Annotated in this window: 18 protein-coding genes and 1 pseudogene; 1 reads left to right on the forward strand and 18 read right to left on the reverse strand. The window is 63.1% G+C overall.

Annotated features, from left to right (window positions below; genetic code table 11):
• The first annotated feature begins 40 nt into the window (after window positions 1-40).
• Window positions 41-1,045, forward strand: coding sequence for an exodeoxyribonuclease III (locus tag OXT71_01100; protein MDE2924980.1), 1,005 nt, complete (start codon window positions 41-43; stop codon window positions 1,043-1,045).
• Window positions 1,046-1,230: 185 nt separating this feature from the next.
• On the opposite strand, the gene OXT71_01105 is transcribed toward OXT71_01100, so the two are convergent.
• From OXT71_01105 to rpsH, 18 genes and pseudogenes are all read right to left on the reverse strand, one after another.
• On the reverse strand, window positions 1,231-2,154 hold the full coding sequence (locus OXT71_01105; GenBank protein MDE2924981.1) for a hypothetical protein: 924 nt from the start codon (window positions 2,152-2,154) through the stop codon (window positions 1,231-1,233).
• 13 nt (window positions 2,155-2,167) lie between these two features.
• Entirely contained in the window at window positions 2,168-3,484 is a 1,317-nt protein-coding gene (locus tag OXT71_01110; GenBank protein MDE2924982.1) for an aspartate aminotransferase family protein, read from the reverse strand.
• Window positions 3,485-3,558: 74 nt separating this feature from the next.
• Window positions 3,559-5,856 carry a DPP IV N-terminal domain-containing protein gene (locus tag OXT71_01115; protein ID MDE2924983.1) on the reverse strand — a complete coding sequence of 766 codons (2,298 nt, stop codon included), beginning with the start codon at window positions 5,854-5,856 and terminating at the stop codon, window positions 3,559-3,561.
• 4 nt (window positions 5,857-5,860) lie between these two features.
• Window positions 5,861-6,208 (reverse strand): annotated as a pseudogene (rplQ, locus tag OXT71_01120) (50S ribosomal protein L17).
• Window positions 6,209-6,213: 5 nt separating this feature from the next.
• Window positions 6,214-7,197, reverse strand: coding sequence for a DNA-directed RNA polymerase subunit alpha (locus OXT71_01125; protein ID MDE2924984.1), 984 nt, complete (start codon window positions 7,195-7,197; stop codon window positions 6,214-6,216).
• A 159-nt stretch (window positions 7,198-7,356) separates the two neighbouring features.
• Complete coding sequence (rpsD, locus tag OXT71_01130) at window positions 7,357-7,992, reverse strand: 30S ribosomal protein S4 (GenBank protein MDE2924985.1); 636 nt, start codon at window positions 7,990-7,992, stop codon at window positions 7,357-7,359.
• A gap of 67 nt (window positions 7,993-8,059) precedes the next feature.
• Window positions 8,060-8,467 (reverse strand): 30S ribosomal protein S11, encoded by a 408-nt coding sequence (gene rpsK / locus OXT71_01135; protein ID MDE2924986.1) that lies wholly within the window; start codon window positions 8,465-8,467, stop codon window positions 8,060-8,062.
• A 153-nt stretch (window positions 8,468-8,620) separates the two neighbouring features.
• Window positions 8,621-8,995 (reverse strand): 30S ribosomal protein S13, encoded by a 375-nt coding sequence (rpsM, locus tag OXT71_01140; GenBank protein ID MDE2924987.1) that lies wholly within the window; start codon window positions 8,993-8,995, stop codon window positions 8,621-8,623.
• Window positions 8,996-9,028: 33 nt separating this feature from the next.
• Window positions 9,029-9,142: a 50S ribosomal protein L36 gene (gene rpmJ, locus OXT71_01145; GenBank protein ID MDE2924988.1), complete on the reverse strand. Its 114-nt coding sequence runs from the start codon at window positions 9,140-9,142 to the stop codon at window positions 9,029-9,031.
• Window positions 9,139-9,945: a type I methionyl aminopeptidase gene (gene map, locus OXT71_01150; protein ID MDE2924989.1), complete on the reverse strand. Its 807-nt coding sequence runs from the start codon at window positions 9,943-9,945 to the stop codon at window positions 9,139-9,141. Before map ends, rpmJ begins: the two co-directional genes overlap by 4 nt.
• 44 nt (window positions 9,946-9,989) lie before the next feature.
• On the reverse strand, window positions 9,990-10,637 hold the full coding sequence (locus OXT71_01155; protein ID MDE2924990.1) for an adenylate kinase: 648 nt from the start codon (window positions 10,635-10,637) through the stop codon (window positions 9,990-9,992).
• A 21-nt stretch (window positions 10,638-10,658) separates the two neighbouring features.
• The gene (secY, locus tag OXT71_01160; GenBank protein ID MDE2924991.1) at window positions 10,659-12,065 is read right to left on the reverse strand and encodes a preprotein translocase subunit SecY; all 1,407 of its coding nucleotides are present in this window, start codon (window positions 12,063-12,065) and stop codon (window positions 10,659-10,661) included.
• Complete coding sequence (gene rplO / locus OXT71_01165; GenBank protein MDE2924992.1) at window positions 12,065-12,514, reverse strand: 50S ribosomal protein L15; 450 nt, start codon at window positions 12,512-12,514, stop codon at window positions 12,065-12,067. Before rplO ends, secY begins: the two co-directional genes overlap by 1 nt.
• Window positions 12,511-12,732 (reverse strand): 50S ribosomal protein L30, encoded by a 222-nt coding sequence (gene rpmD, locus OXT71_01170; GenBank protein MDE2924993.1) that lies wholly within the window; start codon window positions 12,730-12,732, stop codon window positions 12,511-12,513. Before rpmD ends, rplO begins: the two co-directional genes overlap by 4 nt.
• Complete coding sequence (gene rpsE / locus OXT71_01175; protein ID MDE2924994.1) at window positions 12,733-13,224, reverse strand: 30S ribosomal protein S5; 492 nt, start codon at window positions 13,222-13,224, stop codon at window positions 12,733-12,735.
• A gap of 13 nt (window positions 13,225-13,237) precedes the next feature.
• Entirely contained in the window at window positions 13,238-13,603 is a 366-nt protein-coding gene (rplR, locus tag OXT71_01180; protein MDE2924995.1) for a 50S ribosomal protein L18, read from the reverse strand.
• Window positions 13,604-13,608: 5 nt separating this feature from the next.
• On the reverse strand, window positions 13,609-14,169 hold the full coding sequence (gene rplF, locus OXT71_01185; GenBank protein ID MDE2924996.1) for a 50S ribosomal protein L6: 561 nt from the start codon (window positions 14,167-14,169) through the stop codon (window positions 13,609-13,611).
• A gap of 53 nt (window positions 14,170-14,222) precedes the next feature.
• Window positions 14,223-14,621 carry a 30S ribosomal protein S8 gene (gene rpsH / locus OXT71_01190; GenBank protein ID MDE2924997.1) on the reverse strand — a complete coding sequence of 133 codons (399 nt, stop codon included), beginning with the start codon at window positions 14,619-14,621 and terminating at the stop codon, window positions 14,223-14,225.
• Window positions 14,622-14,643: the final 22 nt, after the last annotated feature.

The raw sequence follows: 14,643 nt of genomic DNA on the forward strand, positions 1-14,643 counted from the left end.
CCCACCGGTTGCGGTATACACTGGCCGCCGGGCTGCAGGCATGAGGATCGCCACCTGGAACATCAACGGGCTTCGGGCCCGACTCGACTACGTTTTTCACTGGCTCGATTCCCGCCGTCCCGACCTCGTGGGACTGCAGGAGTTGAAGATGCACGAGGACCTCTTCCCTCATGCCGAGTTCCGGGCGCGGGGCTACCGGGCGGCGGTCCATGCGTCCAAGGCCTGGAACGGCGTGTCCATCCTGAGCCGGGAACCAGCCACCATTCTTCAGTCGGGGCTGCCGGGGCAGGAGCACCTGGGCACCCGCCTGGTGAGTGCCCGCGTGACCGGCGTGACCTTCATCACCGTCTACTGTCCAAACGGAAAGCACGTGGGGCACGACGACTTCCCCAGAAAACTCTTCTGGTTCGATGCGCTCCTGTCCTACCTGGAGGAGCGGCACCAGGTTTCCGAGTCCCTGGTCCTGTGCGGCGACTTCAACATCTGTCCCACTCCGCTGGACACCTGGAACGAAGAGGAGCTCGGAGGGAAGATCTTCCACACCGACGAGGAAAGAACCCGGTTCCGGCGATTGCTGGACTGGGGACTGGTGGATCTTTACCGGGAGCGCTTCCCGCAGGAACGGAAATTCTCCTGGTGGGATTACCGGTACGGAGCCTTCCACCGGAACCGGGGGCTCCGAATCGATTTCCTCCTGTCGACCCCGGCGCTGGCCAAACGGCTGCGACGGGTTGAGATCGACCGCGACTACCGGAAGAAGAAAGAGGGCATGACCGCCTCGGACCATTGCCCGGTCGTCGCCGACCTTGGAGCGGCGGTTTCCTTGCCGCCGATTCTTTGGGCATCGGCGAACGAGGGGAACCGGGCGATTAGGAAATCGCCCTTCCGAACAGGGGAGCGGCGGTTTCCCAGCCGCCGATTCTTTGGGCATCGGCGAACGAGGGGAACCGGGCGATTAGGAAATCGCCCTTCCGAACAGGGGAGCGGCGGTTTCCCAACCGCCGATTCTTTGGGCATCGGCGAACGAAGGGGGCCGGGCGATTAGGAAATCGCCCTTCCGAACAGGGGAGCGGCGGTTTCCCAGCCGCCGATTCTTCGGGCATCGGCGAACGAGGGGGACCGGGCGATTAGGAAATCGCCCTTCCGAACACCGGAGCGGCGGTTTCCCAACCGCCGATTCTTCGGGCGTCGGCGAACGAGGGGAACCGGGCGACTGGAAATCGCCCTTCCTCAGAAATCCAGGACCCGGATCGGGTTGTCCACCAGGATGACGCGGATCTGTTCGTCGGTGAGGCCTTCCTCCCGGAGCAGGGGGACGAAGGTGGTCAGGAGGTAGTCGAAACCGTGTCCTCCGTTCCAGCGCAGCAGGGAATTGGCGCAGATGTCCATGGAGATCAGGACCCGATCCAGGTAGCCTGCCTGAACCAGCTCGGCAACATTTCGGGCTCTTCTCCATTCCGGCTGAGTCCCGGCGCTGGCGGGACGGCCCACGTGGTCGATCTCCACGTAGACGCCCCGCTCGGCGATGGCCAGCTCGCCCTTGACGCCGCGCCGTTCTCCCAGGTGTCCGATCACGATCCGCTCCGGCGGAACCCCCTCCTCCTTCAGGATGTCCATCTGCTCGTGAGCCAGGTCGCCGAAATGGGTGGTGTGGGTGGTCACGGTGGCGCCGGTCGCCCGCTGGGCCCTGGCGGCCGCGCGGAACACCTTTTCCTCCGCCGGCGTGACGTGGAAGCGCTCGGTGCCGATCTCGCCGATGATGCCGGGCCGGATGCCGCCCTCCACCCCCTCTTCCAGCTCCTTCACCAGCATCCCGGCGAGGGCATTGGTGCTGAGTTCATGGATGTAGGCCGGATAGACTCGTTCCCGGTACCAGCCGCACCCCATGATGATGTGGAGTCCGGTGGCCTGGGCCAGTCTTCGCATCCCGCACGGGTCGCGCCGGAGTCCGATGGGGGTCACGTCCACCAGGGCGGAACCGCCGGCGTCGCGATAGAAGGCCAGTTCCTCCACCAGCAACTCTTCGTCATCCACGGTGCTGTCGTATCCCAGTCGCCCTCCCCATTCCCAGGCGTCCACCAGGGTGTGCTCGTGCATGAGGGTGACGCCCAGGTCCGCAGGTTCAATGGGGCCGAGAACGGTCTGAATCGACATGGAGCTCCTCCGCTCAGCAGGAAAACAGGGGACGCGCTTCCTCCAGGACTTCCCGCATATTGCCGGTCAGGATGCGGATTTCCGCCTCTCCCATGACCGTGGTGAGGGCAAAGAGGGCGTAGAGCTTGATGCCGCGGTTCAGCAGGGCCAGGTGGACCAGCGACATGATCCGCGAGCCCCGCTCCAGGGCCGCCGCGTCGGATCGAACCTGAGCGTCCAGGTCCAGGCTGACCAGGGAAGCGACCCGGTTCACCTCCAAGGGGAGCCGGAGGTCCCGGACGATCCGCTGCAGCCCGTCACGGAGCGACCCGCCGAGGCGGCTCAGGTGTTCGAAGGCCTCGGGCGTCAGCATCTCCATGGCCTTCAAGCCCGCGGCGGAGGTCATGGGATTGCCGTTGAGGGTGCCGGCGTGGGACACGGAGGGTGTCGGGCCATCGGCGAAGAGGGCCATGATGTCTTCTCTCCCCCCGAAGGCGCCGACCGGGAGCCCGCCGCCGATGATCTTGCCCAGGGCCGTGAGATCGGGGACCACGCCGTAATGTTCCTGACCCCCTCCGGAGGCGACCCGGAAGGTGATGACCTCGTCGAAAACCAGCAGGATGCCCAGGCGCCGCGTCGTTTCCCGCAGGAACTGGAGATAACCCTCCGGGGGCAGCCCCAGGCCTCCTTGCGTCATGACCGGATTCACGACGACGGCCGCCAGGCGGTCGCGGTGGGTCTCCATCAGGTTTCGGGCCGCCGCCTCGTCGCCGAAGGGGGCCACCAGCACGTTGTCGCTCTCGTTGCCCGGAATGCCGGTGACCAGCGCCAGGGGACTCCCGTCATCCGCTCGGGTGAACTCGGTTCCCTCGTACGTGCCGTGGTAGGCGCCCGCCATCTTCAGGATGACGTCGCGCCCGGTAAAGGCCCGCGCCACCTTGATGGCGTGCATGTTGGCTTCCGTGCCCGAATTGCAGAAGCGGATGCGGTCGACCGAGGGCAGCCTGCGGCAGAGCAGCCGGGCCAGCTTCACCTGGTGGGGGTTGGGGGCCATCCACCCGGTGCCCCGCCCGGCCTGCCTCCGAATGGTCGCGGAGATCTCCGGGTGGGAATGTCCGTGGATGAGCGTCGTGGCGTTGTTGGTGAAATCCAGGATTCGATTGCCGTCCACGTCATGAAGGGTGCTTCCCTCGCCCCGAACAAAATAGGAAGGATGCGGGGGAAAACACGTTCCCAGCCGCGTATCGCCGCCGGGAAGGAAACGCCGGGCTTCCCGGAACAACTCGCGTGACTTGGGCGTGCGCTCGCGGTAATGGGATTCGATCCTGGCCTGCCACTCTGAAAGGGTCATCGCGACATTCTTGCAGGGCCTTTCCCGGCGGGCAAGAGAACCGGTCAATGTGGGGGGACGGTCCCCTCCTTGGCTCAGAGGTTGTCCAGGATGAATCGCGTCATCAGCCTCCGGAGGTGGTGGACCTGCTCCGGGCCCCTCACTCCATGCCGGGCTCGGGGGTAGATCATCATCTGGAAGTCCTTTCCCTCTTCCTGGAGGCGATGGGCCAGCCGGAGGGTGTTCTGGAGATGGACGTTGTCGTCCAGGCCGCCGTGGATCAGAAGCAGCTTGCCCTTCAGGTTGCCGGCCGCCTCCAGCACCGAGCTCTTCCGGTAGCCCTCCGGATTGTCCTTGGGAAGCCCCATGTACCGCTCGGTGTAGATGGTGTCGTAGAGCCTCCAGTCGGTCACCGGAGCCCCCGCGATGCCGATCCGGAAGCTGTCGCTGTGGGTCAACGCATAGCTGGCCAGGTAGCCGCCGAAGCTCCAACCCCAAATTCCGATTCGGTCCGAATCCACGTAGGGGCGCTCCCGGAGCCATTCCAGCCCGTCTTCCAGGTCGCGCAGCTCCCGGGTGCCGAAGTTCCGATGCACCGGCCACGCCGAACGGGCGCCCTTCCCGCTGGCGCTTCGGTTGTCGCAGACCCAGATCAGATAGCCCTCCTGGGCCATGAGCTGGTGCCAGAGGTGGTTGGTTCCTCCCCATCTCCTTCTGACCCTGGGCAGTCCCGGTCCACCGTAGACATAGGCCAGAACCGGATACTTTCGGGCGGGATCGAATTCCTGGGGCAGGATCATCATGGCCTCCATGACGAACCCGTCCCGGGTGGGCACCTGCAGAAACCGGGGAGAAGAGAGTCGAAACTGATCCAGGTTCTCGCGGCGGCTGGGGTGGATTTCCCTCAAGAGCGTTCCGTTCGCGTCGTGAACGCTCAACCGGGGAGGGGTGTCGATGTCGCTCCAGGTGTCGAGATAGAGTGAGCCCTGGTCGTTGAACCGGGGACGATGGGTGCCCGGTTCGCGGGAGACTCTCGCAATCGGTCCACCGCTCAGAGTCGAGCGGTAAAGGTGTCTCTCGCCGGAGCCGTCCCGGTCCGCCGTGAAATGGATCCGCCCGTTTCCGGGGGAATGGTGGAGCAGTTCATGGACGTTCCATTGTCCGCTGGTGACCGGTCCGATGAGGGTGCCGTCGGCCCGGTAACGGTACAGGTGCCGCCATCCGGTGCGATCGCTCATCCAGAGGAAGGAACCGTCCGGCAGCCAGCGCGGCTCGGCCAGAACGTCGACCCAGGCCGCGCCCTCCTCCCGCAACAGCGTCGTCGTCACCGCCGATGAGAGCCGGTGCAGCTTCAGGTCCAACCGGGTCTGAATCCGGTTCTGCTCCTGAAAAACCACGGCGCCTCCATCCCGGCTCCAACCGGCCCGGACGAGCAGGCGGTCGTCTTCGGGCTCGTTTTCGATCCAGCGGACCGCTTTTCCGGAGACCGCGACGACGCCGATGCGCGCCCGGGGGTTGGGGTCTCCCGCCTTGGGGTAACGGGTCGTCCGTGTGGACGGGTAGAGCGGCTCGTAGTCGAGCAGCGTGAAGGCCGGCACCGGGGAGTCGTCCAACTGCAGAAAGGCCAGGTGGGAGGAATCGGGACTCCACCAGTAACCCTTGTAGTTGCCCCGGCCGTAGAGCTCCTCCTGGTAGAGCCAATTCAGCTTGCCGTTTGAGATTTCACCGCCGCCGCCCTGAGTGAGGCGGGACTCGCGGCCGTTTTCGACTTGGACGATGTAGAGGTCCTGGCCGCGAACGAAGCTCACCAGGCGTCCGTCGGGGCTGAACTCGGCCAGTTCCTCCCGATCGGAGGAACGGGTCAGCCGCGTCGCGGTTCCGGATTCCAGGTCGTAAAGGAAGAGGTCCCCGGCGTGCTTGAACAGGAGGGTCTTTTCGCCGGGACTCAATCGGAACCAGCCGAGCGCGGCTGATTCGGGGTTCGGGGTGTCGAGACCGGGTTCCGAGAGCGATTTTCGAATTCGCGTCTCATCCAGCACGGTCGTCGCGCTTCCCGTGACGGCATCCGTCTTGAACAGAGTGCGCGATTTCCTGCCCTGGTGGAGATAGTGCCGTCCGTCCCGCGTCCAACGCAGATCTCCGGGAGGCGAGCCGGTGAAGTCCAGCTTGGTGCGGGGATCGTAGAGATGCTGGAGGGTCAGGCGGGACTTCTGCGATCCGGCGAGAGAAGAGAAGAGGGAGAGAAACAGGAAACACGCCAGCCAGCCGCGAATCGGGAGAATTGGGAAGGGTCCGGCGGACGATTTCCAATCGGGCGGGTCAATACGAGACGTGTCTCTTCGAGTTGGCCGCTTACTTCGATTTCTTGTCGGGCACCACCGGTTCAAACTCACTCCCCACCAGCTCCAGAAGAGCCATCTCCGCCTGATCTCCCTGGCGGAACCCGAGGCGGAGAATGCGAGTGTAGCCGCCGTTGCGCTCGGAGAAACGGGGGCCGATTTCGTCGAAGAGTTTGTACACCACCTCCTTGCGCCGGATGAAGCTCAGAGCTCGCCGCCGGGCATGCAGGTTCTCCCGCTTGCCCAACGTGATCATCTTCTCGGCCACCGGACGCAACGCCTTGGCCTTGGAAATGGTGGTGACGATCCGCTCGTTGTCCAGGAACTCGGTCACCATATTGCGCATCATCGCTTTCCGGTGACTCGCGGTCCGCCCCAGCTTTTTTCCCTTTCGACGGTGTCTCATGACCGTCAGACCTCCGTGGTTTCGCGGACCAGCCGCCCCTTGCTGTCGATCTTCATGCCGAACGACAGGCCCATCTCAGCCAGCAGTTCCTTGATCTCGCTCAGGGACTTCCGCCCGAAGTTCTTGGTCTTGAGCATCTCGGCTTCGGTCTTGACGACCAACTCGCCGATGGTCTCCACACTCGCGTTCTTGAGGCAATTGTAGGCCCGAACCGACAACTCCAGCTCTTCGACCGGTTTGATCAGGTTCTCGTTGACGGCCTGGTCCTCGTCTTCCTCGACCACGTCCTCTTCCGAGTCCTCTTCGAAATTGATGAACATGAACAGGTGCTCCTTGAGGATCTGCGCGGCCTGTGCCACGGCATCCTGCGGAGCGACACTCCCATTGGTCACCACTTCCAGATTGAGTCGCTCGTATTCGGTCGACTGCCCCAAGCGCGCCGCCTCCACATGAAAGTTGGCCCGCCGAACCGGCGAATGGACCGAATCCATGGCGATGTATCCCAGACTCAAGTCCTCATCGTGGTTCTCGTTCGCCGGGACATAGCCCCGGCCGTTCTTGACCCGCACCTCCATGCTGATGCTGGCTTCCTGGTTCAGGGTGGCGATGTGGACGTCCGGGTCCAGTATCTCCACGTCCGGGTCCGGCTTGAAGTCTCCGGACTTGATCTCCCCTTCTCCCGCGGCCTCGAGGTAGAGGGTCTTGGGCTCACCGGAGTGCAGAATCAAGGGGATCTGCCTCAGGTTCATGATGATGTCGGTCACGTCTTCCCGGACACCCGGGATCGACGAGAACTCGTGCAGGACTCCGTCTATCTTGACCGCCGTCAGGGCCGCTCCCTCGATAGCGGAGAGCAGGACCCTCCGCAGGGAATGCCCAACCGTGGTGGCGAAGCCACGCTCGAACGGCTGGGCATGGAATTGGCCCAGGGTCGCGGTCAAGGTATCCGGGTCATAAAAGAGCTTGTTCGGTTTTTGAAACTCTCTCATGGATCTAATTCTCCGACGATTCTTTAAACTGCCGCCTCGACGAGGCTCCGGTCCGCGCCCACCGCCCTCGCGGGGGGCATGACTCAAACCTGCGGCTGCCGGCAGAGCCCAGACGAAATCATGGGGAATCTGTCCGAGCGGGCCGGCGCCGGCCGGCGGCTACTTGGAATAGAGTTCCACCACCAGGGACTCCTCGATAGCCAGCGAGATATGTTCCCGGGTCGGCAGCTCCAACACCTGGCCCTTGAATTGATTTTTTTCCAGACTCAGCCACGCGGGAACCCCGCGTCCGGCGGCGGCGTCCAATGCGGCGCGAACCAGCAAATTGTTCCAGATCTTCTGTTGCAGCGAGACTTCATCCCCCGCCTTGACCAGAAAGGACGGGATGTCGACCCGCCGTCCGTTGACCCGGATATGGCCGTGCCGGACCAACTGCCGGGCCTGATTCCTGGAGGAGGCAAAACCGAGCCGATAGACGACGCTGTCGAGTCTCCGTTCCAGAAACTGCAACAGGAGTTCGCCGGTGACGCCCCTCTTTTTGGCGGCCTTGGCGAAATAGCTGCGGAACTGGCGCTCCAGGACGCCGTAGACTCGCTTGACCTTCTGTTTTTCACGGAGTTGCTGGCCGTAACCCATGATCCTGGGCCGGCCCCGCATGTCGCGCCCATGCTCTCCCGGAACGATGTTCCGCTTCTCGATGGCGCACTTGTCCGAAAAGCAGCGATTTCCCTTCAGGAACAGTTTCATCCCCTCGCGTCTGCAGAGACGGCAGACAGGGCCCTTATAGCGTGCCAAGCTCTTTCTCCTTCCCGAACTCACCTGCCGATGACATGCAGTACTCCCGGTCCGTTGCCAAAGACCCCTAAACCCGGCGCCGCTTGGGTGGACGGCAACCGTTGTGGGGGATCGGCGTCACGTCCCGGATTGATTTGATATCGATTCCGGACGACTGAATGGCCCGCACGGCCGCCTCGCGGCCTCCGCCGGGTCCCTTGACCCAGACCTCGCAGGTGCGAATTCCGTACAGGTCGCGGGCCCGATTGGCTGCCGTGTGCCCGGCCTGAGAGGCGGCGAAGGGAGTGCTCTTGCGGCTCCCCTTGAAGCCCTGCATACCGGCGGTGGCGGTCGATAGAACGTTCCCGTCCTGATCGGTGATGGTGATGATCGTATTGTTGAACGTCGCCTTCACGTGGACGATGCCGTGAAGAACGGTTCGGCGATCCTTCCTCTTGACCGACTTCCGTCGTTTTGTCTTTTTACCCTTGGCCATCTGCCTGTTCCTCTGATCGGTCCCCTGGTTCGAGTCCGCCGTTCACCGGCTCCGTGCGCGAATTCCCCGCGTATTCCGTGCGGACATGCGCCGTCGGCAAACCTGCGGAGCAGGTCATCGCCGGACCCCGGCGCCCGCGGTTTTCGAAAGCCTCTAGCGCCCCCTCTTTCTCCGCATGATGCGGATCTTGCGCGGGCCCTTTCGGGTCCTGGCATTGGTGTGGGTTCGCTGGCCCCGGGTGGGGAGTCCCCGGCGATGCCGAAGCCCCCGGTAGCAGCCGATGTCCATGAGACGCTTGATGTTGATCTGGAGTTCCTTGCGCAGGTCCCCTTCGATCCGCCCCGCGTCTTCGATGACGCGGCGGAGCCGGGTGGCCTCCTCCTCGGTGAGGTCCCCGGTGTTCTTGTCCGCATCCACTCTCGCCGCGTCCAGGATCTTCCGGGACCGGGACTGTCCGATTCCGTAGATGTAGGTCAGCGAAATCAGAATCCGTTTCCTGTCCGGTATGTTCACTCCAATTAGCCGCATTGTGCCGATCCCCGCTCCGTGGTCGCTGGACGATTACCCCTGACGCTGCTTGTGTTTCGGGTTGCTGCAGATGACTCGGACCACACCCTTGCGCCGGACGATCTTGCATTGCCTGCAGATTCTCTTGACCGAAGCTCGAACCTTCATTCTTCGCCCCCTGCCATCGCCGAATCGGGACTGGATGCGCCGAGGCGGGTCCTGCCGCTGGAGTTGCTGAGGATCCAGGGGCCGTTTTCAGTGACGGCGACCGAATGCTCGAAATGGGCGCTGTAACCCCCGTCCGCCGTCACCGCCGTCCACCGGTCTTCCAACACTCTGACGCCGGGGCCCCGGCTGTTGACCATGGGCTCGATCGCCAGAACCATACCCGGCTTCAATCGGGGGCCCTTTCCCGGATCGCCGTAGTTGGGAACCTGCGGTTCCTCATGCAGGAATCTGCCGATCCCATGTCCTACGAATTCCCGCACCACCGAAAAACCGTAGGCTTCTACGTACTTCTGAATGCCATGAGAGATGTCGGAGATGCGGTTTCCCACCACCACCTGCTCGATCCCCAGGTAGAGGGACTCGCGGGTCACGTCCAACAGCTTCCTCAGTTCGGGCGAAACCTCGCCCACGCAGAAGGTCCAGGCGGAGTCGCCGTAGAATCCCTTGTAGTAGACGCCGACGTCCAGGGACAGGATATCTCCCTCTTCGAGAGGCTGGTCGTTGGGAATCCCGTGGACGATCTGATTGTTGACGGAGGCGCAGACGCTGGCGGGGAATCCCCGGTAGCCCTTGAAGGCGGGCCTGGCCCCGCTCCCGAGGATCAAGTCCTCGGCGGCGGCATCCAGTTGCCGCGTGGTCATGCCGGGCCGGACCATGGTCCCCAGAAGGTCCAATGTCTTGGACACCAGGCGGTTGGCCTCGCGCATCCTGTCCAGTTCCTTAGCGCCTTTGCAGACGATCATCCCAATCGGGTTCCTGATGCGAAACGAATCCGCAAGACCGAACGTCACTTCCGCGACATGGTCTCGACGACGGAGTCGAAGACCTCGCGGATTCCTCCGGAAGCCTCCACCTCTCCGTAACGGCCTTTTGTCTTGTAGTAATCGACCAGCGGCTGAGTCTGATCCCGGTAGACTCGCAGTCTCTCCCGAATCACCGATTCGCGGTCGTCGCGACGGAGCACCAATTCCCCGCCGCACGAATCACAGACGCCCTCCTTCCGGGGCTGGGAGTAATACAGGTTGTAGATATTACCACAGCCGACACAGTGGCGGCGCCCGTTGAGGCGCCTGACAACCTCCGCGTCCTCCAGTTTCAAATTGATCACCACGGGCGGAAGACCGTTGCTGATTCGACTCAGGTAGGTGGCCTGAGCGAGGGTTCGGGGAAATCCGTCCAACAGGATTCCGTTGCCCGTGTTCCGCGCCAGCGTCTTTCCCACGATCTCGGCCACCAACTCATCCGGAACCAACTCTCCCGAGTTCATGATGGCTTCCACCCGGCCGCCCAGATCGGTGCCGGCCCTTACTTCCTCTCTCAGGATGTCCCCGGTGGAGACGTGCAGGTAGCCGAAGCGGCCCGCGAGGCGCTTGGCCTGGGTCCCTTTCCCGGCTCCGGGGGGGCCGAGCAGAATGGTCACCGGATTCTCGGACATCAGAATCGCATCTCCGGTCCGTTACCCTCTTCGTCCCCGAATCCGGCCCTTTTTGAGGAAGCCCTCGTAGTGCCTCATGATCAGTTGCGACTCGATCTGTTTGACCGTGTCCATCCCCACTCCCACCACGATGAGGAGAGACGTTCCTCCGAAATAGAAGGTCACCCCCAACCCGTTGGTGAAGAAATCCAGATTGTTGTCGATCAGGAAGTTGTCCATAACCGGACCCACCCAGGGAATCGGCTGGACCTTGAATCCGGTCATCAGGAATTCAGGGAGCAGGCAGACCAGAACCAGGTAGACGGCGCCGGCCGCCGTGAGGCGGCTCAAGGTCCGGTCGATGTACTGTGCGGTTCGCCGGCCGGGCCGAATCCCCGGAATATAGCCGCCGTATTTGCGGATGTTGTCGGCCACCTCGTCCGGGTTGAAGATGATGCTCACGTAGAAGAAGCAGAAGAACATGATCCCGGCGATGTAGATGAGGTTGTAGAGGGGGTAGCCCTGTTGAAGCTGCGTGGCAAGGCTCTGGACCCACTCGGCCTCGAAGACCAGGCCCATGGTGGACGGGAAGGCGAGAATGGAGGCGGCGAAGATCACCGGGATGACTCCGCCCGAGTTCACCTTGAGAGGCAGGTGCGTGGCTTGCCCGCCGTACATTCTCCGGCCCACCACCCGCTTGGCGTACTGGATGGGGATCCTCCGCTGCCCCCGTTCCACGATGACGATCCCGATCACCACCAGGATCATCATCACCAGGAGCAGGATGATGGTGAAGACGGACCGGGTTCCCAGCATCCAGTCCTGCCACAGGGAGTAGGCGGCGGACGGCAGGCCGACCACGATGCCGGCGAAGATGATCAGGGAGATCCCGTTGCCGATGCCGCGTTCGGAAATCTGCTCGCCGAGCCACATCACCAGCGTCGTTCCGGTGGTGAGGGTCAGCATGGTCATGAGCCGGAAGCCCCAGCCCGGATGCGGCACCACCGGCGGGACCGCCTCCATCCGCTCCAGCACCGAGGCGGAAGCCAGGCTCTGGAACAGGCAGAGGCCCACGGTCAGGTACCGGGTGTATTGATTGATCTTCTTCCGGCCCAATTGACCTTCCTTGGAGAGCCGCTCCAGGAAGGGCCAGACCACCGTCAGCAACTGCAGGATGATGGACGCGGTGATGTAGGGAGTGATGCCCAGGGCAAAGATGGAGAACCGGCTCAGGTTGCCCCCCGAGAACATGTCCAGGAAGCCCAGGACGGTCCCGGCCTGCTGGTTGAAGACCAGTTCCAGGGCGCCGCTGTCCACTCCCGGAGTCGGGATCCAGCTCCCCACCCGGTACGCGGCCAGGAGCCCCAGCATGAAGAGGACCCGCCTCCGCAGATCGGGAATATGAAAGATGTTCCGGAAACTGCCCAGAACCGGACTGAAATCGGCCATCAGCTCAAAACCTCGACATTGCCTCCGGCCTGCTCGATCTTCTCCCGGGCCGACTGGCTGAGGTGGTGCGCGCGAACCGTCAACTTGCGTTCCAGTTCCCCTTCGCCCAGGATGCGCAGGCCGTCACCCAACTTTTTGATCATACCCCGCTCCATGAGCTGCTCGGGACCGACGGCGGTTCCGTCCTCGAAACGATTCAGGTCCCGAACGTTGATCACCGCGAACCGCTTGCGGAAGGGGTTCTTGAAACCGCGCTTGGGAATCCTTCGATAGAGGGGCATCTGGCCGCCTTCAAAACCGGCCCGGGCCGAGTATCCGGAGCGGGACTTCTGACCCTTGAAACCGCGGCCGGCGGTCTTTCCGGTTCCGGAGCCCGGTCCGCGGCCGACCCGCTTGCGAACGTGACGCGTCCCCGGAGCCGGCTTCAAAGTGTGGAGTGCATGACTCATCGCTCGTTCCCCTCGACGATCTGCACCAGGTGGGGAATCTTGGCCACCATTCCCCGGATCTCCCGGGTGTCGGGCCTCTCCACCACCTGATGCAACTTCCTCAGGCCCAATCCCCGAACCACCAGCTTCTGGTGTTTCGAGCGCCCGATGGCGCTGCGAACGTAGCGGATTCGGATGGTCCCCGTCCGGCGTCCCTGCGGCTCCCTCTCTTCAGCCACCTAGAGGTCCTCCACGGAAATGCCGCGGCTCAGGGCCACCGCCTCCGGACTGCGCAACTGGGACAACCCATCGAAAGTGGCCTTGACCACGTTGTGGGGATTGGTGGTTCCCACGCTCTTCGTCACCACGTCTCGAATCCCGACCGATTCCATCACTGCCCGAACCGGGCCGCCGGCAATGATGCCGGTCCCTTCCGGAGCCGGTTTGAGAATGACCAGTCCCGCGCCGAAACGTCCCTTGACGCCATGGTGGATCGTCGACCCCTTCAGCGGAACGCCGATCATGGATTTCTTCGCCTTCTCCATTCCTTTTCTGATGGCCGACGGGACCTCGCGCGCTTTGCCCATGCCCCAACCGACCTTCCCGTTCTGGTCTCCCACGACCACCAGTGCGCCGAAGCTGAGGTTTTTTCCTCCCTTCACCACCTTGGTGACCCGGTTGATTGAGATGACCTGATCCTTCAGTTCGTCGTTGTAGTCCTTATGCGCCATGAGCACTCCGTGTCTAGAACTTGAGCCCCACCTCCCGGGCGGCGTCCGCCAGAGCCTTGACCCGGCCGAAATACCTGTACCCGCCGCGGTCGAAGACCACCTCGTTGATCCCGGAGGCGAGAGCCTGTCGGGCGATGCTGGTCCCGACGCGGCGAGCGGCGTCGATATTGCCTCCGTTGGGCATTTTCTCGCCGTTCACCTTCAAGGTCGAAGCACTCACCAGACTCCGGCCGTGCTGGTCGTCGATAATCTGGGCATACATGTGTTTCAGGCTGCGAAAGACACAAAGGCGGGGCCGCTCGGGCGTTCCCGACAGCGCCTTCCGGATCCGGCGGTGGATCCGGGATCTTCGATAAGTCCGACTCGCCTGCTTCGCCATTCCCCTCAGGCTCCCTTCTTGCCCACCTTCAGGTGAATCTGCTCGTTTCTGTACCGGATCCCCTTCCCCTTGTAGGCATCCGGCCGCTTCAGGGCGCGGATGTCGGCGGCAACCTGTCCGACACGGTACTTGTCCACCCCTTCGACCTGAATCGTCGCGACGTAGTTCTGGATCTGGCGGTTGGTCCGCTCCACCCGGATGGTGATGCCGTCCGGGACGGGGAAATCGATGGTATGGGAAAACCCCAGCGACAGGATCAGAGATCGGCCTCGCAGTTCGGCACGGAAACCGATTCCGACTATATCCAGCTCCTTGCGGAAGCCCTTGGTGACGCCCGTCACCGAATTCGCCAGCAGCGACCGGGCCAATCCGTGCAGCGACCGGGAGGTCTTGTCCTCGCCGCCCCTCCGGACTCGGAGCTCGCCGTTCTCCACCGCGGCGGTGATCCCTCGCGGAACCGCGGTCGACATGGACCCCAGCGGGCCCTGGACTCGAACCTGACCACCCAGAACCGAAACCTTCACCCCGCTGGGTATGGGGATGGGCATTTTGCCTACGCGCGACATGACGTCTTACTCACAATCTTGGACACGGCCGTAAACCGGCCGGGCTGGCCGGCTCAATACACCTCGCAGAGCAACTCTCCACCGATACCCGACTCCCGGGCCTTCTTGCCGGTCAGGATTCCCTGAGAGGTGGAAAGGATGTTGATGCCCAGTCCCTCCAAAACCAGGGGAATCTCGTTCCTGCCCACGTATCTGCGGCGCCCCGGAGTGCTGACACAGCGAAGGACCTGGATCACGGGCATTTTGTCGGGACCGTATTTGAGGCGGACCGTCAGCTTCTGGAACGGCGGTTCTCCGTCGGTCGTGTAGCCGGAGATGTAGCCTTCCTGATGGAGGATTTTCACCACTTCCGCCTTGAGCCTGGAGTGGGGGATCCGGACCGCATCGTGCCGGGCCACGAGGGCGTTTCTGATCCGGGTGAGAAGATCGGCTATGGGATACGTGACTGACATGAGAATCTACTTTCGCCTTCGT

Source organism: Acidobacteriota bacterium (assembly GCA_028874215.1).
Lineage (GTDB): Bacteria > Acidobacteriota > UBA6911 > RPQK01 > JAJDTT01 > JAJDTT01.